The organism is Actinoplanes solisilvae (genome assembly GCF_003999975.1).
GTDB classification, from domain to species: domain Bacteria; phylum Actinomycetota; class Actinomycetes; order Mycobacteriales; family Micromonosporaceae; genus Actinoplanes; species Actinoplanes solisilvae.
Window position 1 is genome coordinate 184,626 of record NZ_RJAC01000010.1, and the last position, 24,353, is coordinate 208,978.

18 protein-coding genes are annotated in these 24,353 nt (G+C 71.9%); 4 read left to right on the forward strand and 14 right to left on the reverse strand.

Going from position 1 to position 24,353, the window contains the following annotated elements:
- Position 1 precedes the first annotated feature (1 nt).
- Genes EER30_RS24830 through EER30_RS24850 form a run of 5 tightly spaced genes read right to left on the reverse strand, consistent with a single transcriptional unit; the run spans position 2 to position 5,367 of the window.
- On the reverse strand, positions 2-1,438 hold the full coding sequence (locus EER30_RS24830; RefSeq protein ID WP_127502994.1) for a sensor histidine kinase: 1,437 nt from the start codon (positions 1,436-1,438) through the stop codon (positions 2-4).
- A complete protein-coding gene (locus EER30_RS24835; RefSeq protein WP_127502995.1) occupies positions 1,435-2,142 on the reverse strand; it encodes a response regulator transcription factor in 708 nt (235 codons plus the stop codon). The genes EER30_RS24830 and EER30_RS24835 overlap by 4 nt, the downstream gene beginning before the upstream one ends.
- Positions 2,139-3,704 carry a hypothetical protein gene (locus tag EER30_RS24840; protein WP_127502996.1) on the reverse strand — a complete coding sequence of 522 codons (1,566 nt, stop codon included), beginning with the start codon at positions 3,702-3,704 and terminating at the stop codon, positions 2,139-2,141. The genes EER30_RS24835 and EER30_RS24840 overlap by 4 nt, the downstream gene beginning before the upstream one ends.
- Entirely contained in the window at positions 3,704-4,462 is a 759-nt protein-coding gene (locus tag EER30_RS24845; RefSeq protein ID WP_127502997.1) for an ABC transporter permease, read from the reverse strand. The genes EER30_RS24840 and EER30_RS24845 overlap by 1 nt, the downstream gene beginning before the upstream one ends.
- Complete coding sequence (locus EER30_RS24850; RefSeq protein WP_127502998.1) at positions 4,459-5,367, reverse strand: ABC transporter ATP-binding protein; 909 nt, start codon at positions 5,365-5,367, stop codon at positions 4,459-4,461. The genes EER30_RS24845 and EER30_RS24850 overlap by 4 nt, the downstream gene beginning before the upstream one ends.
- A gap of 314 nt (positions 5,368-5,681) precedes the next feature.
- On the opposite strand from EER30_RS24850, the gene EER30_RS47300 reads away from it, so the two are divergent.
- Complete coding sequence (locus EER30_RS47300) at positions 5,682-5,906, forward strand: hypothetical protein (protein WP_164842471.1); 225 nt, start codon at positions 5,682-5,684, stop codon at positions 5,904-5,906.
- 86 nt (positions 5,907-5,992) lie between these two features.
- A complete protein-coding gene (locus EER30_RS24860; RefSeq protein ID WP_205650399.1) occupies positions 5,993-6,439 on the forward strand; it encodes a MarR family winged helix-turn-helix transcriptional regulator in 447 nt (148 codons plus the stop codon).
- On the opposite strand, the gene EER30_RS24865 is transcribed toward EER30_RS24860, so the two are convergent.
- From EER30_RS24865 to EER30_RS24880, 4 genes are all read right to left on the reverse strand, one after another.
- The gene (locus tag EER30_RS24865; RefSeq protein ID WP_127503000.1) at positions 6,408-6,695 is read right to left on the reverse strand and encodes a hypothetical protein; all 288 of its coding nucleotides are present in this window, start codon (positions 6,693-6,695) and stop codon (positions 6,408-6,410) included. The genes EER30_RS24860 and EER30_RS24865 overlap by 32 nt on opposite strands.
- Positions 6,696-6,755: 60 nt before the next feature.
- A complete protein-coding gene (locus EER30_RS24870; RefSeq protein WP_432417564.1) occupies positions 6,756-7,940 on the reverse strand; it encodes a hypothetical protein in 1,185 nt (394 codons plus the stop codon).
- 23 nt (positions 7,941-7,963) lie between these two features.
- Positions 7,964-9,574, reverse strand: a complete 1,611-nt coding sequence (locus EER30_RS24875) for a methyl-accepting chemotaxis protein (RefSeq protein ID WP_127503001.1) — start codon at positions 9,572-9,574, stop codon at positions 7,964-7,966.
- Positions 9,575-9,673: 99 nt separating this feature from the next.
- Positions 9,674-10,429, reverse strand: coding sequence for an SDR family NAD(P)-dependent oxidoreductase (locus EER30_RS24880; RefSeq protein ID WP_127503002.1), 756 nt, complete (start codon positions 10,427-10,429; stop codon positions 9,674-9,676).
- A 45-nt stretch (positions 10,430-10,474) separates the two neighbouring features.
- Between EER30_RS24880 and EER30_RS24885 the strand changes: the two genes are divergently transcribed.
- Positions 10,475-10,819 carry an ArsR/SmtB family transcription factor gene (locus tag EER30_RS24885; RefSeq protein ID WP_127503003.1) on the forward strand — a complete coding sequence of 115 codons (345 nt, stop codon included), beginning with the start codon at positions 10,475-10,477 and terminating at the stop codon, positions 10,817-10,819.
- On the opposite strand, the gene EER30_RS24890 is transcribed toward EER30_RS24885, so the two are convergent.
- From EER30_RS24890 to EER30_RS24900, 3 genes are read right to left on the reverse strand one after another with little or no spacing between them, the layout of a single operon-like run.
- Positions 10,816-12,498: an SCO2524 family protein gene (locus EER30_RS24890; protein ID WP_127503004.1), complete on the reverse strand. Its 1,683-nt coding sequence runs from the start codon at positions 12,496-12,498 to the stop codon at positions 10,816-10,818. The two genes, EER30_RS24885 and EER30_RS24890, sit on opposite strands and share 4 nt — an antisense overlap.
- Before the next feature lie 2 nt (positions 12,499-12,500).
- A complete protein-coding gene (locus EER30_RS24895) occupies positions 12,501-15,587 on the reverse strand; it encodes an nSTAND1 domain-containing NTPase (RefSeq protein ID WP_127503005.1) in 3,087 nt (1,028 codons plus the stop codon).
- Positions 15,588-15,603: 16 nt separating this feature from the next.
- Positions 15,604-17,508: a potassium transporter Kup gene (locus EER30_RS24900; RefSeq protein WP_205650400.1), complete on the reverse strand. Its 1,905-nt coding sequence runs from the start codon at positions 17,506-17,508 to the stop codon at positions 15,604-15,606.
- A 203-nt stretch (positions 17,509-17,711) separates the two neighbouring features.
- Between EER30_RS24900 and EER30_RS24905 the strand changes: the two genes are divergently transcribed.
- Positions 17,712-18,929, forward strand: coding sequence for an MFS transporter (locus EER30_RS24905; protein ID WP_127503007.1), 1,218 nt, complete (start codon positions 17,712-17,714; stop codon positions 18,927-18,929).
- 128 nt (positions 18,930-19,057) lie between these two features.
- On the opposite strand, the gene EER30_RS24910 is transcribed toward EER30_RS24905, so the two are convergent.
- Entirely contained in the window at positions 19,058-20,389 is a 1,332-nt protein-coding gene (locus EER30_RS24910; RefSeq protein WP_127503008.1) for a M1 family metallopeptidase, read from the reverse strand.
- A complete protein-coding gene (locus tag EER30_RS24915) occupies positions 20,386-24,252 on the reverse strand; it encodes a Pls/PosA family non-ribosomal peptide synthetase (RefSeq protein ID WP_127503009.1) in 3,867 nt (1,288 codons plus the stop codon). The genes EER30_RS24910 and EER30_RS24915 overlap by 4 nt, the downstream gene beginning before the upstream one ends.
- Positions 24,253-24,353 lie beyond the last annotated feature (101 nt).

Genomic DNA, 24,353 nt, shown 5'->3' on the forward strand with positions numbered 1-24,353 from the left:
CTTACGACTTGATGGCGGGCAGCCGCAGCCGGAAGCAGGCCCCGGCGCCGACCGACGTGGTCAGCTCGACGTCGCCGCCGTGGGCCCGGGCCAGGGAGCGGGCGATGGCCAGGCCGAGCCCGGCGTTCGCGCCACCCGCACGGCTTCGTGAGCGGTCCGCGCGATAGAACCGGTCGAAGACCCGTTCCGCCTGTTCGGCCGGCATTCCCGGGCCCTGGTCGGCCAGTTCCAGCACCGCGTTCCCGCCGACCGAACCCACCCCGATCCGTACGCCCGTGCCCGCCGGGGTGTGCGCGACAGCGTTGCCCACCAGGTTGGCGACGACCTGCCGCAACCGGGCCTCGTCGGCGTCGACCGGGGCCGGGCCGGGCGGGCCGACGCCGCCGGGGCCGGTCAGCTCGATCGGCCGGGCAGGGTCGAGGGCGTGCAGGTCGTGCCGGGCGTCGGTCGCGAGGGTGCGCAGGTCCATCGGGGCCCGGTCGAGCTGGCCCTCGGGCGCGTCGTCGAGCTGAGCGAGCAGCAGCAGGTCCTCGGTGAGCGCGGTCAGCCGCGTCGCCTCACGCTCGATGCGGCGCATCGCCTCGTCGACGTCGGCCGGGCCGGCCAGCGCGCCCATCCGATGCAGGTCGGTCGAGCCTTTGATGACGAACAGGGGCGTACGCAACTCGTGGCTGACGTCCGAGACGAACGTACGCATCCGCGACTCGGAGGCGGCCCGCTCGGCGAAGGCCCGCTCGAGCTGGCCCAGCATCGTGTTCAGCGAGCTTGCCAGATGCCCGATCTCGGTATTCGGCGCGGCCAGGCCGGGCACCCGCCGGGTCAGGTCACCGGCGGCGATCGCGGCCGCCGTCTGCTCGATGCGGCGCAGCGGCCGCAGTCCCCGGCCCAGCGCCAGCCAGCCCAGCCCGGTCAGCAGCACGAGCAGCACCCCGCCGCTGATCAGGCTGGTCGTGCGGAGCTGGGCGACGGTGGCGTCGGCCTCGGCCATCGGCGCCGCCGCGACCACCGTGCCGTCCCATCCGCCGGTCCGCGCGGCGACGGCCCGCCAGCGCTGCGAGTCGTCGGCCGCGTCCAGGAACACGCCGTCGCGTCCGGGGGTGATCGCGTGCAGGGCAGCCGCGGTGGGCAGTGTCGCGCGGTCGAGCCGCGACGAGAGGACGCCCTCGACGACCGAGCCGTCAGGGTCGAGATAGACGACGTACGGCGCGCCGATGAGATCGAGGGCCGGGTCGAGCAGGCCCGAGCTGGTGGCCGCGTCGGCGGGGCGCGGCCCGTCGGGCGGCAGGCGCGAGATGATGCTGGTCAGCGATCGCAGCTGGGTGTCGAGGCGGTCGACCTGGTAGTGCTCGAGCCGATCGGAGACGACCGTGCCGACCAGACCCAACCCGGCCAGCAGCAGAGCGGCCGTGATCAGCAGCAGCCGTACGCGGAGACTCACCTTGGCTCCCGCAACACGTAGCCGACACCGTGGACGGTGTGCAGCAGCTTGGGCTCCTCGACGTCGACCTTGCGCCGCAGATAGGAGATGTAGGTGTCGACGATGCTCGCGTCCCCGCCGAAGTCGTAGTGCCAAACCCGGTCGAGGATCTGCGCCTTGGTCACCACCCGGCCGGCGTTCTCCATGAGATAGCGCAGCAGCCGGAACTCGGTCGGCGAGACCCGCACCGGCTTGCCTTCGCGGGTGAGCAGATGGCCCTCGACGTCGAGGGCGAGCGGGCCGACGGTGAGAACGTCAACCGGGTGCCCGGCGGTGCGGCGCAGAATCGCGCGGATGCGGGCGATCAACTCCTCGAGGTCGAACGGTTTGGTGACATAGTCGTCGGCGCCCAGCGACAACCCGGTCACCTTGTCTGCCTGCCGGTCGCGGGCGGTCAGGAACAGCACGGGAACCGGCCCGGCCCGGCCCGCGGTGCGCTGCTCCCGCAGGCGTCGCACGACCTCGAAGCCGTCCATGTCGGGCAGCATGACGTCGAGCAGCACCAGGTCGGGCGGCTCCGCGGTGGCCGACGAGATCGCGTCGGCGGCGTTCGCGGCCGAGCTGACCCGGAAACCGGCGAACCGGAGCGTCGCCGAGAGCAGCTCCCGGACGGTGGCCTCGTCGTCCACGACCAGGAGCCGCTCGGCGTCTGCGCGGGGCGTCATGCCCGCCAGCCTACGAACCGCCGCCGCGCGAACAGATCGGCGAGCACGCTCCCGGCGAAACCCGCGACCGCTCCGGCTCCGGCCCCGACGGCCAGCGCCAGCCACGGGTCGGCCGCCACCCGCACGTCGAGCAGCGGCAGCGCGAAGACGAACGCCCTTGCCCCCAACTCGGCCGACCCCGCCGACAGGACGGCGAGGCCACCCAGCGCAAGGCCCGCCACCACCGCGGCCCAGCCGGCGGTAACAACAGCCTGGCGGAGCGCATCGCGTTTGCATCCTAGGAAGCTAGGAACCGAGTTGGGGCCGGGTGCCGCGGCAGGCACTCGGTCGTCGGCAGTTCCGCCGACCACCGAACCATCGCTGATGCCGGCTGGACCGCCGATCGCGGCGTCATCCGCGTCGGCGGCGGTGGCGGCGGTCGCGGCGTCGGCGGCGGTGGCGGCGGTCGCGGCGTCGTCGGCGGCGGTGGCGTCGTCGTCGGCGGCGGCGGTCGCGGTCGCGGTGGCGGGGGCGGGGTCTTGCCGGTCGCCGGCAGAACTGATCCCCATCTCACGGCTGGCCGCCGATCGGGCGACGGCAACGACAAGCCCGCAGATCAGCAGGACGACCGCGGCCACCAATGCGAGCAGGCCACCGGTCGGCGCCGCCGGAGTGCCGTCGAGAACGCACGAGAGCACGCCGTCGGCCCGGACCGTCCAGGGCACGCCCAGGCCCAGCAACAGCGCCCCGGTCGCCACCAGCGGCAGCGCCAGCAGCAAACCACCGACCGCCATCGGCCCTCCGAGCGCCCACGCAGCCGCCAAGCCCGTGACGGCAATCGCCAGCGCCGGCCACCGGAGGGCGCGCAGCCCCGTCCCCGCAGCCGGGAACCGCCCGCAGAGCCAGCACACCGCGATGACGGCAAGCGCCAACCCCGCCGCCCCGGCCACCGCCGACCCGACAGGCACGGAGAACGCGGCATCAATCGATCCGAGACCCGGCAGGCCACCAGCCGGCGACCCGCCGCGCGGCGATCCACCGCCGAGCAACCCGCCACCCGACAAGACACCGCCCAGCAACCCGCCACCCGACGACCCGCCGCCCGGCGTCCCGCCACCCGACGACCCGCCGCCCGGCAGGACGCCGAGACCACCCGGGCAACCGCGCGCCTCCACGGCCGCCGAAGCTCCACCGGCGGGCAGCGCCAAACTCCCCCGCGCCACCCGAGCGATCGCTCCCACCCCGGCGGTGAAGACGAGCGCCGCTGTTGTTCCCCGCACGAGCAGGCTGGTGCGGGGGTGTGACAGAAGCAGCACGCCCAGCACCACCGCGCCCACCACCGAAACCCCCAGCGGCATCACGTCGATCCGCCCGTTCAGCGCGACCGGCAACCCGCCCGACGGCGACGCCCCGACCACGGCCGGAGCGCCCACCGACATCCCCACCACCGCCGCCGCGAGCTGGTCGAGACGCCCCACCCGCCCGGCGCCGAGCAGCAGCAGCCCGGCGACGGCCGTCCCGGCCATGGCGAGCACGGCCAGCCCACCGGCGACCACCCCGCCGTACACATCTCGGATTCTCATCAGACGTCGCGGCGCCGGAACACCGTGAACGCGACGCCCAGAACCACCGCGATCGCCAGACACATGCCGCCCAGATTCAGCCACGGGTGCGGATAGGACGAGACCGTGCCCAGCGCCGCGGGTCCGCCGAGCGTCGGCCAGTAGTCGAAGATGCCTCGCAGCCACGACGGGAAGAGCCCGGCCAGCGCGGGCACCAGCAGGATGATCCCGACCAGCGTAGCCAGTGCCCCGGCCGTCGCCCGCATGACCACCCCGAGCCCCACCGCCAGCAGCCCGATCGCCGCGAGATAGAGCCCGCCCGCGAGGACCGCCGAGAGCACCCCCGGATCACCGAGCGAGGCGGTGGGCACGCCTTGCCGGGCCAGCAGCGGCTGTCCGATGAGGAACGCTCCGAACATCAACACCGAACCGGCCACCACAGCGACCGCCGCCGCCACCGCGATCTTGGCCGCCAGCACCCGTCCCCGGCGCGGCACAGCGGTCAGCGTCGTGCCCATCAGCCCGGTGGCGAATTCCGAGGTCACCACGAGGATCCCGAGCACGCCGATGATGAGCTGCGCCACGATGTACGACTTGAGACTGAGCGCGGTCGGATCCCAGGACTGCCGTTCCGCCGGGGTGGCCGCCGCCCATTCGCTGCCGGCCGCGTTCGAGGTCAGCGCCGTGATGCCGAGCCCGACCACAAGAAGGCATCCCAGGGTGTACCAGGTGGACCGCAGGCTACGCAGTTTGATCCATTCGGAGAGCAGCAGATTCACGCCGCCACCCCCGAGAACTCGACGCTGTCGCGCGTCAGTTCCATGAACGCGTCCTCCAGCGAGACCCGCTGCGGCGTCAGCTCCCCCAGAGCCACCCCGTGATACGCCGCGAGCCGGCCGATTTCCGCCGCGCTCATCCCCGACACCACAAGGGAAGATTCCAGCCCTTCCCGTACGGTGGCTCCGGCCGCCGACAGCCGCGAGGCGAAGTCGGCCGGCTCCGCCACGCGCACCAGCACGGTTCCCGAACCGCTCGCCCGGGTCAGCTCGCTGACCGCCGTGTCGGCGATGAGCCGCCCCCGCCCGATGACGACGAGGTGGTCCGCGGTCTGCGCCATCTCGCTCATCAGATGGCTGGAGACGAGCACGGCCCGCCCCTCCGCCGCCAGCGTGCGCATCAGATCCCGCACCCAGCGGATGCCCTCCGGGTCGAGCCCGTTCACCGGCTCGTCGAAGATCAGCACCCGGGGTTCGCCGAGCAGCGTCGCCGCGATCCCGAGCCGCTGGCGCATGCCGAGCGAGAATCCTCCGGCGCGCTTGCGGGCCACTCCGAGGAGCCCGGTGCGTTCCAGCACCTCCCCCACCCGCCGGCGGGGCAGGCCGTTGCTCACCGCGAGGGCGTGCAGATGGTCGTACGCCGTACGCCCGCCATGGACCGCGCCGGCGTCCAGCAATGCGCCGACGTCTTTCAACGGCACCGGCAGGTTCCGATAACTCCGGCCGCCGACCGTGACTGTCCCCCGGTCGGGCGCGGCCAGCCCGACGATCATGCGCATGGTGGTCGACTTTCCCGCGCCGTTCGGCCCCAGGAAGCCCGTGACGTGGCCCGCCTCGACGGTGAAGGAAAGATCGTCCACCACTGTCGACGGGCCGTACCGCTTGGTCAGTCCGCGTATTTCGATCATGCCGACGATGATGGCGGCCGCACCTGGCCGCTTCCGCAGAGCTTCTGGGAGAACTCTGAGAGCTTCCGGGCCCAATCCTTCAAGAACGCCCCGTGAGATCAGCCACGCCGCTGAAGTTCCGCGCCCGGCCCCCGTCTGCGAGGCGACGCACACCCGAGTGATGGGGGCCGATACATGACCAGCCTGTTCAACCCGATGCGGGCCCGCTCGGCCGACGGGCCGCACCGCGTGTCGACGCCGCTCGAGCTCTTCTTCGACCTCTGTTTCGTGGTCGCGGTCGGACTCGCCGTGACCCCGCGGCACCATCCTCCGACATGCGCGTGGGCTTCGCTCTCGCCGTACCCGTGGCGGTCTGTCTTGTCGCCGTCTGGGCGTTGCACCGGGTCAGCGTGGCTGTACCCGTCGCAGCGGTACTGGCCTTGCTGACCCCGCTGACCCCCGCGCCGGTCGAAAGCCTGGCCGTCGTGCTCGTAGCAACCACCGCCGTCGTCGTCAGCCTGCGCCGGTCCCCCGCAAGACGTACGACAGCGGACATATGACCAGCCGCTGTCAACGATCTTGAATGTTCTATGGTTCTCTGGTTGACGCGAAGGAACGGGTGGCGGCGCGAGGCAGGTTACGTCAGATGGTTCGGAGCACGCGTGCCGCCGATCTCGGCATGCTGTCCACCCGGCTGCTGTTCGGGCTGCAGACCGAGCTGTTCCGGCGCAGTGCCGACGAGGGTTTCGACGACATCCGCCCCCGGCACGGTGCCGTGACCGCCTATCTCGACGAGAACGGCGTACGCCAGACCGAGCTCACCCGGCTGGCCGGACGCAACAAGCAGACCATCGGGGCCATCGTCGACGAACTGGAGAAGCTCGGGTACGTCGAGCGGGTGCCCGACCCGGCCGACCGCCGCGCCAAGCTGATCATGCCGACCGAGCGCGGCCTGCGGCTGATGGCCCTGTCCGACGCGATCGTGGCCGACATCGAGCGCCGGTACGCGGCGAAGGTCGGCCCCGAGGCGTACGACCAGTTCGTCGACACCCTGTCGAGGATCACCGAGGACGTACGGCCCGGGGAAGACTGAGACGTTCCAGGACGGCCGGCACGACCTCCTCGCCGAAACGCGGGTGTGCGACGAGATCGTCCCGACCAGTTGGGCGACGCGCGTCACCGACGCGGGTTGCCGGCCGGCCGGCCTCCGAACCCGCGTGGTCGATCGTCGCGTTGGCCGCGGCCCACCGCTCGTACAGCAGGTAGGAGGGGATCGGGGCGGCCCACCCGTCGGTGAGCCGCCCGGTCAGTTCGCGCCCGGCCCGCACCGGGCCCAGCACTGAACGCACCCTCGGCCTCAGCGGAGCGTGAACCACGAATGGCGCACAAATGGTTTGTGCGAAAACTGTTTATTTCGTGAGCGTAGACCCGCTGGTTGACCTGGTGGAACCCAGGAAGAAGATGCCGGGCAGCCCGGCGGTCTCGAAGCCGGCGCTCGGGTTGCGGCGCAGCTTCGAGTTACGGATCTTCAGCGTGCCGGTGCGGTCGTTGCTGACGAAGAAGATGGCGCCGCCACCCTCCTTGGCCCTGTTGTCCTCGATGATCGAACCGTCGAGGGAGAGCGTGAACGTGTTGCCGTCGAGGTAGATCGCGCCGCCGCTGCCGCCGCCCGGTGTGCCGCCGCGGGCCGGGTTCGCGCCGCGCCCGACGGCCGAGTTCCCCTTGAAGACGCTGTTGAGCACCGTCCAGGAGACCCCGATGCTGCTCAGGGCGGCGCCGTTCGAGCACACCCCGCCGCTGAACGTGCTGCCGACGACGTACACGGGAAGATCTTGACTCTGATCGAGGGCCCGGATCGCCGCGCCACCGAGGTCGGGGCCGGTGCCGTCGCAACGGTTGCCGGTGAAGCGCGAGTTGACGACCTTGAGGCGCCCGCCGCGGGCGAAGATGGCGCCGCCGCCCCCACCCTCGGTCGTGATGCCGGTGCTGTTGCCCTTGGTGAAGGTCAGGTTCTGCACGGTCAGCTTGGGCGTTGCCTGGTCGTTGCAGTGTGACGTGGTCCAGGTCTGAGCCTCGTCACACGTGTTCATGTAGAGGATGCGGCGTGCGCCGCCGCCGCTCAGCGTGACCCGGCCGCCGCCGTCGAGCACCACGGTCGAGCTGGTGTTGCGTACCTTGGCGGTGGCTTTCATCGTGATCGTGACCGGATGGGGCCCGCAGTCGAAGGTGATGACCCCGCCCTGCCCGACCGCCTTGACCACAGCGGCCGAGGTGCAGCTCGCCGGCGTTCCGTTGCCGATCGTACGATCCGGCTTGCTGGTGTCGGTGGCCCGCGCGGCGGACGGGATCGCGGCGCGGCCGGACGGATTGCCCGGCTTCGGAAGCGTGACCGGCGGCTTCTTGGTGGGCTTGGGGGACGCCGACGGCGTCTTCGAGGGCGGCGCTGTCGAAGGGGGCGGCGCGGGCGCGCTCGACGCCGGAGGTGGGGCGACGGCCGCGGCCTTCGCCGGCTCGTTGCCACCGTCCCCACAGCCGCTGAGCAGCGTCGCGCCCAGCACGACCGTCATCACCATCGTCAGCCGCCGATTTTTCACCGGCAGACTGTAACGCCGCCCGTCTACACCCGGAAGCGGGCCACGACGGTCTGCAGGTCGGCCGACATGCGGGCCAGCTCCTGGGCCGAGCGCTGGGTCTCGCCGACCGTGGCCGTGGTGGTGCGGGCGGCGCCGGCCACCCCCGCGATGTTCTCGGCGATGCTGGTGGAGCCCATCGAGGCCTCGCCGATCGAGCGGCTCATCTCGTTGGTGGTGGCGGTCTGCTCCTCGACGGCCGAGGCGATCGTGGTCTGGTAGTCGTTGATCTGCGCGATGATCGCCGAGATCCGGCCGATGGCGGCCACCGCGCCGTCGGTGTCGGCCTGGATCGCCTCGACCCGCTGCGAGATGTCGCCGGTCGCCTTGGCCGTCTCCTGGGCCAGCTCCTTGACCTCGTTCGCGACCACGGCGAAGCCCTTGCCGGCCTCGCCCGCCCGGGCCGACTCGATGGTGGCGTTGAGGGCGAGCAGGTTGGTCTGCTCGGCGATCGCGGTGATCACCCGGACCACGTTGCCGATCTCGGCCGACGACTCGCCCAGCTTCGCGACCGTCGCGTTGGTGGCGGCCGCCTCCGTGACCGCCTGCGACGCGACCCCGGCCGCGTCGTTGGCCGACTGGGAGATCTCCCGGATCGCCGAGCCCATCTCCTCGGTGCCGGCGGCCACGGTCTGCACGCTGCGCGAGACGCCCTCGGAGGCGTCGGCCAGCAGGCTGGTCTGGGTGGACGTGGCATCGGCGTTGGCCGCGATGGCCTCGGCCGACGCCGACAACTGATGCGACGAGTCGGCGAGCAGGCGGGACGAGTCGGCGAGCGCGGTGACCGTCTGCCGGATCGAATCGGTGGCCCGGTTCACCGCCGCCCCCATCATCGCGACCTCGTCCCGGCCGCCCGCGGACGCGCGGCGGGTCAGGTCGCCGTCGGCCACGGCGTCGAGCACCTGGCCCACCCCGGCCAGCCGTCGCGAGATGCCCCGGCCGATCAGCAGCGCGAGCACGACGGAGAGGATCACGCCGGTCACCACGATGATCAGGATCGTGCTGCGCGCGGCGGACGCCTCCTCGTCGGCGGCGGTGCTGTCCTGCTCGGCCTGCGTGCGCTCGAGGGTCATGAGCTGGTCGACGGCGGTGTTCATGGTGTCTTCGGACTTGGTCCACAGGGCGTACCGGTCGGGCAGCGAGGGCGGCAGCTCGACCCCGGCCGGCGGGGCCTCCTGGAACAGCAGCAGGTTGACGAGCGCCTGGTACTGGGTCCAGGCGCCGCCGAACGCCTGGGTCTGGGTCTGCCAGACCGCCGACGAGTCGGGCGCGGCGACGTACCGGTCTCCCGCCGCGCCCACCTCCGCCTGCGCGTCCTTGGCGAGCTTCTCGTACTGCGCCTTCTCGGCCGCTGTCCGGGCCCCCTGGAAGAGGAAGAGGGCCCGGTACATGTCAGACATGCCGTTCTGCAGGCCGACCAGCGCGTCCAGCCGGGTGATGTTGTCGTGCTTCAGCCCCTGGATCCGGTCGTCGAGCGAACCGAGCCGGGCCCAGGCGACGCCGGCCGTGACAACGGCGACCACGGCCACGACGGCCACCGCCAGGACAATCTTGGTGCCGACCCGGAGGTCGTCGAGGCGGTTCGCTCGGGCATCCATCGCCGGTCTCCTGCCGTCAACGGCGCCCTCGAAGTGCGCCTCCAACCACCGTTCGGCCGAACCTGGGAACGCCTGAGTCGGTTGCCCCGTTCGTCCCCGTCAGGTGTGCTCGAGACCGCCGTCGACGGTCAGCACCTGACCGGTGACGAACGAGACGGTCGGGTCGGCGAAGCGCAGCACCCACGCGGCGACCTCGTCCGGGCTGGCGATGCGGCCCATCGGGATGCGCTCGGCGTTGGCCTTGTCGAGCTGGGCGATCTCGTCGGGCGACAGGCCGGCCGCGAGCATGACGTCGGTCGCCGTCGGACCGGGGGCCACGGCGTTGACCCGTACGCCGTCCGGGGCGACCTCGACCGCCCAGGTGCGGGTGAGCTGCTCGAGGGCCGCCTTCGACGCGGCGTAGTGGCCCGAGTGCGGCAGCGGGCGATGCCCGTACGTGCTCGAGATGTTGACGATGCTGCCGCGGGTGGCGCGCAGGCCGGGCAGGGCGGCGTGCGAGAGCAGGCTCGGCGCGATCACGTTCAGGTCGAACACGTTGCGGACCTGCTCGGGGTCGGTCTCGGCCAGGGTCATCACGGCCGTCGCGCCGGCGTTGTTGACCAGCACGTCCAGGCGGTCCCAGCGTTCGAGGGCGTCCTCGACGATCGCGCGCGGGGCGCCGTCGGCGCGCAGGTCGGCCGCGTGCACGCCGATGCCCGGGTGCAGGCTCGCGGTCTCCTCGAGGGCGTCGCGGCGGCGGCCCACGCCCAGGACGTGCGCGCCGGCCTTGGCGAAGGCGACGGCCGTGGCGCGGCCGATGCCCGATCCCGCTCCGGTGACGATGACCGCGAGGTCGGTGAAAAGGGGCGGGGTCATGCGGAATCCTTTGTTCGATGTTCGTAGAACGTCAAACAAGCTAACATGGTCGACGTGCGAGACACCTGGCATCCGGACCCCGATGAGATGAACCTGACAGAGGTGATGAGCGCGCTCAGCGACCCGATCCGCGTCGGGCTGATCCGCCTGCTCTCCGACGGTGAGGAGCGCGGCTGGGGCCTGCTGCGCGCCCCGGTGTCCAAGTCGACGCTGAGCCACCACCTGCGCGTGCTGCGCTCGGCCGGGCTGACCCGCACCCGCATGGAGGGCACCCGCTGCTTCGTGGTGCTGCGCCGCGACGACGTGCAGTCCCGCTTCCCCGGCCTGCTCGACGCGGTGCTGACCGCGGCCGACAACCAGAGCGTCGGCAGCGAGGTCAGCCTGGCCTAGCCGTCCGGCAGGGCGGCGTCGATCTCGGCCAGCGCGACGTAGAGCAGGGCGGCCGCCCTCGCCGGGTGGTCGTCGATGATGCGGCGGGCGCGGTCGAGGGTGGCCTCGATCTTCCGGCTCCCGGTGTGACCGTCGAGCCGTTCGAAGGCGTCGTCGGCGTCGGCCAGCAGCTGATGGACGAAGCCGAGCGGCTGAGCGCCCTGGCCGAGCCCGCCCTCGGCCAGGGACGCGGCGGCGGTCAGGCCGGTCACGACCCGCAGCACGTTGTGCCAGTCGGGTCCGGGCCGCTCGCCGAAACCGTGCAGGTCCGGGATCGGGCCGTCGATCTCCAGATGATCCCAGACGACGTCGGCGAGGTCGCCCAGCTGCTGCCGCAGGTGTTCGTGGTCGGTCATGACCGAGCTGCGGAGCACGGCGTCGAAGAGCAGCGCCGTGAAATCCGTGCCGTGATAGACGGCGTCGCCGGCCGGGACCGGCTCGCCGGGAAGACGGATCGCCGGGGCCGCACCGTCCGCGCGGGGCGGCTTGACGATCCCGTGGCGGGTGGCCAGCCGGGCGAGGATCCGCACCAGGTAGCCGAAGTAGAGGCTGGTGTCGCCGCGCGTGCCGCCGAGGGTGACGGCGGTGATCGTGGCGACGAGGAGGCTGTGATAGTCGGTGCCGCCGAGCCAGGGCAGGCGCTCCAGCGGCCAGCGATGGTCGCCGAACGTCGCCAGCTTGGACCAGTAGGCGCGGGTCAGCTCGAGGCGCAGTTGCAGCGCTCGGGCCAGGCGCTGCTGTTCCTCGCCGAGGATGGTGAGCACGCGCGTACGCTCGGCGAACAGATGGGCGATCGCCTCCGAGGCGATCCAGGTGAAATAGAGGTCCGGCACCGCGGCCGCGATTCCTGGCCGCTGCGCGACCAGACGGGCGTCGGTCTCCACCTCGGGGGCGTCGGTCAGGACACCCCACGACCAACCGCAGGCGAACTGGATCGTGGGGTCGGCGTACAGCTTCTCCGTACGACCGGTGCCGATGCTGATCTCGACCGAGCCGGCCCGGGTCTCGCTGAGCTCGTTGTTGAACTCACGCAGGACGGCTTCGGGGTCGCGTTCCTCCTGGCCCAGCCGGGCGAGCAGGTGGCGGCCGAGCGGCGAGCCGGCCGGGAACTCCTGCACGACGAAACTGCGCAACAGGCCGATCATGGCCGCGGACAGCCGGATCGATGCCAGGTCCTCCACGTGGCGGGTCTCGGCCTCCACCTCGGGTGGGCGCGGCGTCTCGCGGTACACCCGGCAGAAGCCGATGGCGGCGAGACAGAAGCGGATCGAGAGCGCGAACGACTCGACGACGTCGTCACCGCAGTCGAGGTACTGCCCGGCGGGAAAGACCGGGTGGCCGTCGACGTCCCGGTACATCTCCAAATAGGCGCGCTGAGCTCGGATCAGCCGCATCGGCACGACGTCGGGGTCGCCGATGAGTCGTAGCGCCTTGACGACATCGTCCCGAACCCATTCGGCGCGGTCGAGGACGAAATGACGTACGGTCGTGGCCGGTTCGAGAATGCACAGAAGTTGCTCGGCGTCGCTGATCGCATCGCCGGCCGCGGCCGCGCCCCGGACGAAGAGGCCGTCGCGAAACGAATGCCGGGCGACGGCGCGCCAGATGTCGAGGATTCGTTCGTGGGGTTGCAGGCGCATCGTCAGCCTCCGTGGTCCGGTGCCGTCGCCAGCATGGCCGCCCGCCTCTGCTGCGGCGTCAGGGGTTCCCGGTCATGCTTGGTGGCCAAGGCGACCAGGGTTGCCGGCTCCGTCCCGTGGGGACGGATGTTCAACGCCCTCGCGCACGCCGTCGCAAGTCGACCGTCGGGCGCGAAAGCGAGCGCGTGCACCATGCCGGCCCGGCCCGCGATCGTGTGCAGCAGGGCACCCTCGGCGTCCCAGATACGAATCTCGCCGTCGACAGAGCCGGTGGCGAGTCTTCCGTCAGGCGCGACGGCGCAGGCGACCACCGCCGCCGCGTGCGATGGCCGCAAAGTGAGGATTGCGCCGGCGGCCGTCCGGACCACCACGGTGCCGTCGTTGTGGCCGCCGACCAGGGTGCCACCGATGGCCCCGCCCGCCGCGATCGCGGAAGACGACAACTGGCGGACAGCCATGTAGACGCGTACTCGCGGGCTGATGTCGTCAAGCGGGTCCGCCGGCTGGGCGCCCGCCTCGTCGCCGATGAGAAGAGTGCCGTCCGGCGCGAAGTCGAGCTCCGTGCCGATCCGGCGGGTGTCGGTGGTGACGAGCCGCCCGCCCAGGTCAAGAACGCGGACGGTGCGGTCTCGCGAGCCGACGGCGAGACGACCGTCCGCCGCGAAAGCGACACCGCTGATCGGCTCGGCGTGCTCCGTCAGCACATGACACAGCTCTCCGTCCGCCTCCCAAACCCGCACCACACCGTCGTCGAAGCCGGCCGCCAACCGGCCCGTGCTGTCGTAGGCCAAGGCACCCAGTGGGGCGTACGTATCCCGGATCACCGTCGACGACACTTCCGTCTCGTCCCAGAAAATGATCCGCGCGCCGCGCCCGCCGACCGCGACGCGGCCGTCCGGCCTCAACGCGACGGCGAAGACGGCGCCCGGGTGACCCGTCAGGCGCTGGGCCGGCCGGCCGAGTTCGTCCCAGCGCAGCACGGTGCCGCTGCCGAAACCCGCGACGATCCGGCCGGCTGCGTCCGTGGCGAGGGAGTACAACGGGCCGTCCTTCGCGCCGTCGGCGAGCGTGGCCACGACGTGGAGGTCGGCGTCCCACATCCTGATCACCCCGTCGCCGGCCCCGATCAGCAGCCGGCCGTCCGGCGTGTAGGCGAGCCGGATGGGACTGAGAAAGCGATCGGCGTGCAGCGTCGCGTCGTCCTCCCAGACCCGTACCGTCCCGTCGCCCGCGGCCGTGGCCACGCGCCCGTCGGCGCCGACCGCGACGCAACCGGCGCCGTCCTCGTGGCCGGACAACTCCCTGAGCGCTGGACCGGTATCGGACCACAGGCGCACGATTCCGTCCTCGCAGGCGGTTGCGAGCAGCCCAGCGCCGTAGGAGACCGAGGCCACGCCTTTCGGATGCCGGATCACCCGCAGCAGGCCGTCGGCCAGGGCCGCTTCCAGGGCGTACGCGGCGAGCGGCGTCGGCGCCAGCTCGGTGTAGGCGGCCAGGGCCAGCGCGGTAGCGAACTCCGGTTCCCGCTGCAGCGCCGCGAGCGCCTCCCGCGCCGCCCGGTCGGCGCGGCGGTCCATCTCGCCGGTCTCGTTGCGCTGCGACTCGTCCAGGAACTCGCGGACGTCCGGGTCGAGTGCTCGCCCGTCGCGGGCCCAGGTCAGCGCGTCGGCCAGACGCGCGCCGGTGATCAGGTAGTCGGCCTGGCGACCGGACCGTCGCCACGCGCGGGCCATCGGAGCCAACTCGGTGAGCCGTCGCAGGCTCTCCTCGTGCAGCACGATGTGTTCGGCCAGCGGCTGCCACTGCCGCAGCAGGGCCTCGTGGGCGATGTCGAAGGTGTCGCGGTCGCTGACGAGCAGGCGGGCGTCGACGAAGGTCCGCACCACGCGCAGCCGGCTCTCGTCCAGACCCGACCGGCGAACCGGCTGCCGGGTCGCACCGCCCGGGCCGAGCGTGACGAAGAGCAGCAGCGTGTCGAGGCAGCGGCCGAGCGCGTCCGGCCCGAGCTCACGCACGGCGGCCTGGGCCTGCCGGGTGATCGCGCCGGAGACGCCGCCGCCGTTCTGATATTCGCGCCAGGTGATGCGGCGATCGCCGGCCGCGTGCCGGTAGAGGTCGCTGAGCAGGTAGCTGAGCAGCGGCAGGGCGTCACCGCCGCCCGCGTCGCGCACGATCTCGTCGACCAGTCCGTCGTCGAAGGTGGTGGCCGTGAGCCGGGCGGGCTCGGTGACCACCTGCCGGATCTCCCGGGCGCCGAGCACGTTGACCATCAGCGGGTCGTGGAACAGATCGCGGCCGGGCCCGTGCTGGAACGCCCCGATCGTGTCGGACCGGACCGTCGCGACCACCCGCAGCCGCGGTTCCTGCTCCAGCATCGCCTCGATCAGCGCGAGCAGGCCGTGCCGGTCCTCCTCGACGCACTGGGTGACCGCCTCCTCGAGCTGGTCGACGATCAGGAGCACGCCACGCGCGCCGGCCCGCAGAGTGGACAGAGCCGCCAACACGCCGGGCAGAGGCGGGGCGGGGTGTCCCTGGCGGGCCGCTTCGAGCGCGAGACCCGCCGCCGCCGCGAGGTCGACGCCGAGGACGCCGGCCAGCTCCCCGACGGCGCTCGCGCCGGGGCTGAACGGTGGCAGCACCTCGAACTCGCGGCCCGGCCGCAGCGCGGGCAGCAACCCGGCCTGCACCAGCGACGATTTACCGGATCCGGAGGGCCCGATCACCGGCACGAACCGGCCGGCGGCCGCCCGCGCGTGCCGCACCCGGTCGACGAGTTCCTCGACCTCGCGGCGACGTCCGAAGAAGACTCCGGCCCGCTCCTCGGTGTAGGCCGTCAACCCGGGATAGGGCTCGGAACCGGTCCACTGCGGCCGGGCGACGCCGTTGCGCCAGACGTCCCAGGTCGCCTTCGCACCGACCGCGGCCAGCAGCCCGGCGCCGATGGCCGGCGAATACGTCGCGATCGGCTGCAGTGCGCCCGGCCACCGCTCGGGATCACCGGTGACCAGATTGGTGATCATGCCCATGCCGGTGCCGAGGACGAAGACGCCGTACCCGGTGCGGTGCCCCCACCACCGAGATCGACGCATGTCCCCATGGTAGGGGTCAGACTTCGATGCGTGACCCCATGATCACCGTACGGTCCCGGGGCAGCCCGAGGAATTCGGCGGCGTCGGCGGTGATGTAGGACGTGGCCGTGAACAGCCGTTTGCGCCAGGGGGCCAGGGTCGGCTTCGGGCCGCGGACCAGCTCGATCTTCGACACGAAATAGGACGCCTGGTCGGGCAGGATCTTACCCTCGGTCTGGGCCGGTTCGAGCAGGCGCAGCGCGGCCGGCACGTCGGGGACGTCCATGTAGCCGAAGCGGGCGGTGACGTGCACGATCCCGTCGCCGGCGTAGCCGAGGTCGTCGACCCGCACCCGCTCGTCGTCGAGCACGTGCGGCACCGGCAGCGTCTCGATCGACAGGATCACGATCTGCTCGTGCAGCACGTGGTTGTGCTCGACGTTCGCGCGCAACGCCAGCGGCGCGGTCTGCTTGCCCCGGTTCAGGAAAATCGCGGTTCCCGGCGTACGCACATAGGATTCTTTGTCATCCCGGAGGCGTTCGACGAAGTCGCCCAGCGACCCCTCGGCCCGTTCACGCTCCTGGGTGACGACCTGCCGTCCGCGCTGCCAGGTGCTCATCACGGTGAACGCGGTCAGCCCGATCAGCAGCGGCAGCCAGGCGCCGTGGGCGAGCTTGGTGAGGTTGGCCGACAGGAACAGCAGGTCGATCGCGAGCAGCAGCCCCGCCCCCGACCAGACCAGCCAGAGCGGCGCCTGCCAGCGGACCCGCGCGAGATAGAAGTAGAGCGTCGTGGTGATGGTGATAGTCGCAATCACCGCCATGCCGTACGCATAGGCCAGCGCCGCCGAGCTGCGGAAGGCGAACACGAGCGTGAGCACCGAGACCATCAGGAGCCAGTTGATCCACGGTACGTAGATCTGCCCCATCTCGGACGCCGAGGTGTGCACGATCCGCAGCCGTGGCAGGTAGCCGAGCTGGGCAGCCTGCGACGCCACCGAGTACGCGCCGGTGATCACGGCCTGCGCGGCGATGACGGTCGCCGCGGTGGCCAGCACGACCAGCGGCAGCCGGGCCCAGCCGGGGGCGAGCAGGAAGAACGGCCCGCTGATCGCGCTCTGATCACGCAGCACCAGGGCGCCCTGGCCGAGAAAGCTGAGCACGCACGCGGGCAGCACCAGCAGAAACCAGCCGCGGGTGATCGCCCGCCGGCCGAAGTGGCCCATGTCGGCGTAGATGGCTTCGGCGCCGGTCACCGCGAGTACGACCGCGGCGAGCGCGAAGAATCCGATCTCGAAATGCCCGGCCAGGAACCCCACGGCGTACGTGGGTGAGAGGGCCTTGAGGATCTCGGGGTTGTGCGCCACCCCGGCGATGCCGCAGGCCCCGATGGCCGCGAACCAGGCGATCATCACCGGGCCGAAGAAACGCCCGATGGTCGCCGTGCCCTGCCGCTGGACCGCGAACAGGGCGGCGATGATGACCGCGGTCGCCGGAACCACCAGTTCGTCCAGGCCCGGCTGGACCACCTTGATGCCCTCGACCGCCGACAGGACCGAGATGGCCGGCGTGATCATGCTGTCGCCGAAGAACAGGGCGGCCCCGAAGACGCCGGCCAGGGCGAGGGCCCCGGCCGCCTTTCTGCTGCCGGAACCCCAGCGGCGCAGCATCGCGATCAGGGCCATGATGCCGCCCTCACCGTCGTTGTCGACCCGCAGGACGAGCGTGATGTAGGTGAGCGTCACGATGATCATCACGGCCCAGAAGATCAGCGAGACGACGCCGTAGACGTTGTCGGTGCTGACCGGAACGGGGTGTGGGTCGTCCGGGTTGAAGACCGTCTGGATCGTGTAGATCGGGCTGGTGCCGATGTCGCCGAAGACGACGCCGAGCGCGCCGACGACGACAGCCGCCTTCACCGTCCCCGATTTCGTCCCGCTCATCGAGGCCCTCCCCCGCTCCCTGCGGCCAGGCATTGGCCCTCAGGCTCGGCCCGCTCCCGACGCTAGCCTTGGGATGCCGACATAGGTGTTATTTCCACCGAATGTGACCTACCCGGACGGGACAAAATCGTTCGCGGGGCGCATCTGGGGATCGATATGGTCCGACCGCCGCGGCTTCGCGGCCTAGCGCGACTGGAGTTCTGGTGGAGACGCGGACCCGCGGGCCTTTGACCTACCCACAGTTCTGGTGGGTCTGGGCCGGCGAGTCGGTCGCGATCCTCGGCGACGTCAGCTTCCTGGTCGGCTTCTCCTGGCTGATCCTCGACCTCGCGAACGCCGCGACCTTGGGCGCGGTGCTGCTCACCGTCGGCATCCCGCGCGGCGTCCTCATGCTCGTCGGCGGCGCCCTCACCGACCGGTTCTCGCCGCGCACCGTCATGTTCGTCTCGCACATCGCCCGAGGTCTCGCGGTCGCGGCGCTCACCGCGCTCTTCCTCACCGGGACCCTCGCGATCTGGCATCTGTTCGCGATCGGGCTGGTCTTCGGAGTCGCCGACGCGTTCTTCTGGCCCGCCAGCGTGAGCATCATCCCGACCCTGGTGCCGCGCGAGCACCTGGCCCGGGCCAACGCCCTCGCCGGCTCGGGCGAGCAGTTCGCGCGGCTCGCCGGCCCGCTGATCGGCGGCGCATTGGTCTCGCTCGGCGGCCTCGGCTGGGTTTTCGGGCTCAACGTCTTCGCGATGTTCTTCGCCGCGGCGTCACTTCTGCGCGTACGCCGGGTCGTGCCGGAAGACCAGGAACAACTGTCGGTCCGCGGCGTGCTGCGACAGATCCGGTCCGGACTCGCCTACGCCGCGAGCAGTGCCGAGACCCGGATCGTGGTGGCGTTGATCGCCGCGGCAACCCTGTCCTACAGCGGGCTGTTCGCGGTCGGGCTGCCCGCGCTGGCGAAAAGCTTCGACTCGGGCCCGTTCGTACTCGGCCTGATGCTGTCGGCCTGGGGGCTGGGCCAGCTCGCGGGAACGCTGTCGGCGTCGTTCACCGGGCTGCCGCAGCGGTGGGGTCTGCTCATCATCGGGATGACCTTCCTCGAGGGCGTCTCCTTCGCCGTGCTCGGCGTCGTACCGCACTACCTGGTGGCGGTGGTGCTGCTCGCGCTGCTGGGCTTCGGGGTGGCCTACTCGACCGACGTCGCGCTCCCGACGTTCGTGCAGACGACCACGCCGCCCGAGATGCTGGGCCGGGTCAGCAGCGTCCTCGAACTGCCGCGGGTCGTGCTGGAGCCGGTGTCGATGGCGATGATGGGCCTGCTCGCGACGGGCGACGTCCGCTGGGCGTTCGTGGCCGCGGCGATCCCGATGCTGGCAGTGTCACTGACGCTGGCCTCGAGCCGCCGAGCCCGCAACCTGCGCACGGCCTGACCAGCCACCGCCCTCGGCAGTTCGCGTTCGGTTTCCCAGACCCGCCCGTCGTGGTGCCGCGACGAAGGGCCCGTTGCAGACCGCAACCGCCGGCGGAAGGCCTGCGCTTCGCGGGGGCAGCGGCGACGTCAGGGCGTACGGGAAAGGGGTGGCAAACCTGGGCGGTCGAGCCAGGCGGTGAAGAGCTCGTCCAAGGGCTCGGTCGTGAAGCGCTGGGCGTGGGCGCGGAACTGCTCGGTCGTCACCGTGCTGTGGCGGTGTTCGGCGACCCAGGAGCGCAGCAACGCGAAGAACGGCTCGTCGCCGATGCGGCCGCGCAGCGCGTGCAGGGTCAGGGCACCACGCTTGTAGACCAGCGGGTCGAAGAGGCGGGCCACGCCGGGGTTGGCGATCGTGATCGTCGCCGGGTGCCCGGCCACCCAGATGCGCCAGCGGGCCGCGAGCGTGTCGGCCGACGGGCCGCCCGAGGCCGCCGACCACAGCCACTCGGCGTACGTGGCGAAGCCTTCGTTGAGCCAGATGTGGCGCCAGTCCTTGACCGTCAGGCTGTTGCCGAACCACTGGTGGGCGAGCTCGTGCGCGACGAGGCGCTCGTGGGTGCGGCGGCCGTCGAGGTGGTTGCGGCCGAAGACGGCCATGCCCTGCGCCTCGACCGGGTCGTCCAGGTCGTCGTCGGTGACCACCACGACGTACTCGCTGAAGGGGTAGGGCCCGAACAGCCGCTCGAGGGTCGCCATGATCTGGTCGTGGCGACCGAAGTCGTGCTGGAAGACCGTGCGCAGCCGGGGCGGGATCGCGGCCCGCTGCGGCACCGCGGCGCCGGAGGCCAGCGGCACCAGCTCGTACCGTCCGATCTGGACGCTCATCAGGTAGGGCGAGGTCGGCTCGTTGCGCTCGTAGACCCAGGTCGTGGTGCCCGCCCCGCGCCGCCGCGAGACGAGGTCACCGGTGACCACCACGGTGTACGGCGTCGCGGTCGTGACCTTGACCAGGAAGGTGGCCTTGCCGTCGGGCCGGTCGTCGCACGGGAACCACGACGGCGCCCCGTTCGGCTGGCTCGCGACCAGTACGCCGTCGGTCAGCTCGTCCCACCCGATGTCGCCCCACCGGCCCGAGATCGGGACGGGCGTGCCGGCGTACCGGATCTCGATCTTGAAGGTGGCGCCGTAGCCGATCGACCGTTCCGGCTTGACGCGCAGTTTGCCCGTGCGGTGGTCGTACTTCGCCGGGCGGCCGTCGACCTTGACGTCGGCGACCCGGAAGCGGCCGAGGTCGAGACTGAAGCGGGACAGCGCCTGGCTCGCGCGCGCCGTGATGACCGCCTTGCCGCCGATCCGGTTCGACACGATGCGGTAGTCGAGGTCGAGATCGTAGTGCAGCACACGGTAGCCACCGTTGCCGTGGTCGGGCAGGTAGGGATCGGTGGAGTGGTCGGCGCCGGGGGTGGCGACCGGGGTCATGTCCAGTTCGCGATCGGGTTACCCCGCCACCGGCTGTCCTCGGGCACGGCGTCGCCGCGCGTCACCAACGAGCCGGGGCCGACAGTCGTGCGCGCGCCGATGCTCGCGCCGGGCAGCACGATGCCGTGGGGGCCGAGCGTCGCGCCCGCGCCCAGGGCAACCTCATCCATGGCCATAATTCGATCATGGAACAGGTGGGTCTGCACCACGCACCCCCGGTTGACCGTGGCGCCGGCCCCGAGGCGAACGAGGTCGTACTCGGGGAGCCAGAAGGTCTCCAGCCATGCACCGCGGCCGATTTTCGCACCCAGCGTCCGCAACCACACGTTGAGCAACGGCGTGCCGGTCGCGAATCGGAACAGCCACGGCGCGCCGAGCACCTCGACGAACGTGTCGGCGAGCTCGTTGCGCCACACGAACGACGTCCACAGGGCCTTCTCGGTGACCTTGAACCGGCCCACGAGCAGCCACTTCGCGGCGGTCGCGAGCAGCGCGCCGGAGATCATCGCGGCGAACAGCACCGGGCCGGCGGCGACCGCGGCCGCCCACGCACCGAAGCTCTGCCACACCGCGGTGAGCCCGGCCAGCACCAGCACCGCGAGGGCGCCGGCGACCATCACCGGGACGATGCGGCACAGCTCGATCGCGGCGCGGAACAGCTTGAGGCGTAGCGGCGGGTCGTAGGTGAGGCTCGAGTCGCCGGCCTCGACCGTGCGGCGCAGCGGCATCGGCGGGGCGCCCAGCCACGACGAGCCCTTCTTGGCCTTGCGCGGCGCCGACGAGAGCACACCGACCAGGCCACGCTTGGGCACCGAACGTCCGGGCGCGGCGATGCCGGAGTTGCCGAGGAACGCCTGCTTGCCGATACGGGCCGGGGCCACGCGTAGCCAGCCGTGGCTCAGCTCGTAGGTGGCGACCATGGTGTCGTCGGCGAGGAAAGCCCCGTCGTCGACCGTGGTCATCTTGGGCAGCGCGAGCACCGTCGACACCTCGGCGTTGCGGCCGATCTTGGCGCCGAGCAGCCGCAGCCACACCGGGGTGAACAGGCTCGCGTACATCGGGAACAGCGCGATGCGGGCCATCCCCATGAGCCGCTCGGTCGTCCACACCTGCCAGGCCACCCTTCCCCGTACGGGGTGGAAGCCCTCGCGCAGGCCCAGGCTGAGCGTCCGCACGGCGACGAGCACGATCAGGGCGTACGTGATGAAGTAGGCGACGGCCGCCGCGGGCACGACGAGAAGCGCGGCCCCGAGAGCCGGGTCGTCGGCGACCGCCCAGCCCACGAGTGCGAGCCCGGGCAGCGCGGCCACGACCGGCGCCAGCCCGAGAAGCTGAGCGGTGAGGCTGTAGACAGCTACCCAGATCCACGACTTGGGCTCGGGGCGCTGGGCGGGCCACGGTGTGTCGTTCTTGGCGGCGGCCGGCGCGGCCGGTGAGCCGGCCCATCGCTTGTTCGCGGGCACGGCGCCCGAGACAGTCGAGCCCGCGTCGATCTGCGCGCCCTTGCCGACGCGGGCACCGGGCATGAGGGTGCTGCGCGAGCCGACCCGGGCGCCGGCGCCGACCCGCACCCGGCCGACCCGCACGACGTCGCCGTCGACCCAGTGGCCGGACAGGTCGACCTCGGGCTCGATCGCCGCGCCGCGGCCCAGCTTGAGCAGGCCGGTGACCGGCGGGGCGGAGTGCAGGTCGGCGTCGCGGCTGATCTTCGCGCCGAGCAGCTTGGCGTAGGTGAGCATCAGGCCGGCCCCGGCCACGGCAGTGGCGCCGGACAGTTCAGCGAGCCGCTCGGCCGCCCAGAGCCGCAGGTGCACCCGGCCGCCGCGCGGGTAGTTGCCCGGGCCGACGCCGCGCAGCAACAGGCGGGCGCCGCCGGCCGCGATGGCGATGCGGCCGACCGGGCTGAACAGCACGACCCAGCTCGCGGCGATCCACCACCAGGAGACGTGCGGCGCCCACGGGGCGAGAAGGTTGCTCAGGGTCGCGAGGACGGTCAGCCAGCGCAGGCCGACGAGCGCGAGGATCGGCAGGATCAACAGCGCCTGGACGAGACCGGCGCGGCGGGGCGTGGGGCGCACGTCACGGCGTACGGTCTCGGTCGCCACCAGGGCGTCGAGCACCGCGGCCATCTGGGACAGGCGCGGGTGCTGGTAGACGTCGGCCACCGACACCTGCGGGTGCCGCCGCCGGATCCAGGCCACGAGCTGAGCACCGGTGAGGCTGCTGCCGCCGCTGCTGAAGAAGTCGGCGTCGGCGTCGGTCGGCCGTACGCCCAGGATCTCCTCCCAGCCCTCGGCGAGCCACGACTCGGTCGCGGTCAGCCGGGCGTCGCCGGTGCCGGTGGTGGCCAGGGGCCAGGGCAGGGCGGCCCGGTCGACCTTGCCCGACGTGCGGGTGGGCAGGTCGTCGATCACGGCCAGCAGCGGCACCAACGCGGCCGGGAGCTGCTCGCGGATGCGCTCGGTGGCGCCGGCCAGATCAAAGCCCTCGCGGGGCACCAGGTAGCCGACCAGGAGCTGGTTGCCCGAGGTCGTGCGCTTGATCGCGGCGGCCGCGCCGGCCACCCCGGGCAGCGCCTGCAGGGCCGCGTCGACCTCGCCCAGCTCGATGCGGCGGCCGCCGAGCTTGACCTGCTCGTCACCGCGGCCCAGAAAGAGCAGGCCCTCGGGTTCGGCGCGCACCATGTCGCCGCTGCGGTAGGCGCGGGCCCAGTCGACCGAGGGCAGCGGAGCGAACTTCGCGGCGTCCTTCTCGGCGTCGAGGTAGCGGGCCAGGCCGACCCCGCCGATGACCAGCTCACCGGTCTCACCCATGGCGACCGGGAAGCCGGCCGGGTCGACGACGGCGAGCTCCCACCCGGCCAGAGGCAAGCCGATGCGTACGGGTCCCTCGCCGGTCAGACGGGCGGCGCTGGCCACCACGGTCGCCTCGGTCGGGCCGTACGTGTTCCAGACCTCGCGGCCCTCGACGGCCAGGCGCTCGACCAGCTCGGGCGGGCACGCCTCGCCACCGAAGATCAGCAGACGGACGTCGTCGAGCGCCTCGACCGGCCAGAGGGCGGCCAGGGTCGGCACGGTGGAGACGACGGTGATGCGCTGCTCGGCCAGCCACGGCCCGAGGTCGACGCCGCTGCGTACGAGCGAGCGGGCGGCCGGCACGAGGGTCGCGCCGTGCCGCCAGGCCAGCCACATCTCCTCGCAGGACGCGTCGAAGGCGACCGACAGCCCGGCGAGCACGCGGTCGTGCGGGCCGATCGGCTCGGCGTCGTCGTCGGCCAGGAAGAGCTGGGCCTCGGCGTCGACGAACGCGGCGGCGGCGCCGTGGGTGACGGCCACGCCCTTCGGGGTGCCGGTCGAGCCGGAGGTGAAGATGATCCAGGCGTCGTCGGCCGGTTCGGGACGTTCGGTGCGACCCTCGGGCGTACGCCGCATCGTCAGGCTGAGGTTGTCGCCGAGGACGGCGCTGACGTCGGCCTCTTTCCAGACCAGCTCGGCGCGCTCGTCGGGGTCGTCGGCGTCGACCGGCACGTAGGCCGCGCCGGCCGCGAGGACGCCGAGGATCGCCAGGTAGAGCTCGGCGGTGCCGGACGAGACGCGGATGCCGACCCGGTCACCGACGCCGATACCCTGCTCGTGCAGCATGGCCTTCAGCGTGACGAGGGCGTCGGCGAGCTCGCGGTAGGTGAGTTTGGTGCCACCGGCGTCGATCGCGGCCGCGCCCGGATAGGCCTGCACGGTGGCGTCGATGATGTCGACGAGGGTGCGGCGCAGCGGGGCGGAACGGGAGTGGAACAGGGCCGGAGCTTCCGGCGCGGCGGTGAATTCGGGAAGGTCGATCAGGTTCAGATCAGTCGTCACGGTCACCGCGCGAGCTCCACCTTTACAACTCGGGTCAACATCGGCCGGGCGCACGGCGTTCAGCCGCGCGGGGCCAACGTTCAAGGTTACGGGCGAAAAACGGCGGC

Bases quoted from the DNA above. Each gene is read 5' to 3' on its own strand.
- EER30_RS24885 (WP_127503003.1), top strand. From the start codon at position 10,475: ATGGTCGACGTGCGAGACACCTGGCATCCGGACCCCGATGAGATGAAC.
- EER30_RS24910 (WP_127503008.1), bottom strand. From the start codon at position 20,389: ATGACCCCGGTCGCCACCCCCGGCGCCGACCACTCCACCGATCCCTAC.
- EER30_RS24900 (WP_205650400.1), bottom strand. From the start codon at position 17,508: ATGAGCGGGACGAAATCGGGGACGGTGAAGGCGGCTGTCGTCGTCGGC.
- EER30_RS47300 (WP_164842471.1), top strand. From the start codon at position 5,682: ATGCGCGTGGGCTTCGCTCTCGCCGTACCCGTGGCGGTCTGTCTTGTC.
- EER30_RS24850 (WP_127502998.1), bottom strand. From the start codon at position 5,367: ATGATCGAAATACGCGGACTGACCAAGCGGTACGGCCCGTCGACAGTG.
- EER30_RS24895 (WP_127503005.1), bottom strand. From the start codon at position 15,587: ATGCGTCGATCTCGGTGGTGGGGGCACCGCACCGGGTACGGCGTCTTC.
- EER30_RS24880 (WP_127503002.1), bottom strand. From the start codon at position 10,429: ATGACCCCGCCCCTTTTCACCGACCTCGCGGTCATCGTCACCGGAGCG.
- EER30_RS24835 (WP_127502995.1), bottom strand. From the start codon at position 2,142: ATGACGCCCCGCGCAGACGCCGAGCGGCTCCTGGTCGTGGACGACGAG.
- EER30_RS24890 (WP_127503004.1), bottom strand. From the start codon at position 12,498: ATGCGCCTGCAACCCCACGAACGAATCCTCGACATCTGGCGCGCCGTC.
- EER30_RS24875 (WP_127503001.1), bottom strand. From the start codon at position 9,574: ATGGATGCCCGAGCGAACCGCCTCGACGACCTCCGGGTCGGCACCAAG.
- EER30_RS24860 (WP_205650399.1), top strand. From the start codon at position 5,993: ATGGTTCGGAGCACGCGTGCCGCCGATCTCGGCATGCTGTCCACCCGG.
- EER30_RS24840 (WP_127502996.1), bottom strand. From the start codon at position 3,704: ATGAGAATCCGAGATGTGTACGGCGGGGTGGTCGCCGGTGGGCTGGCC.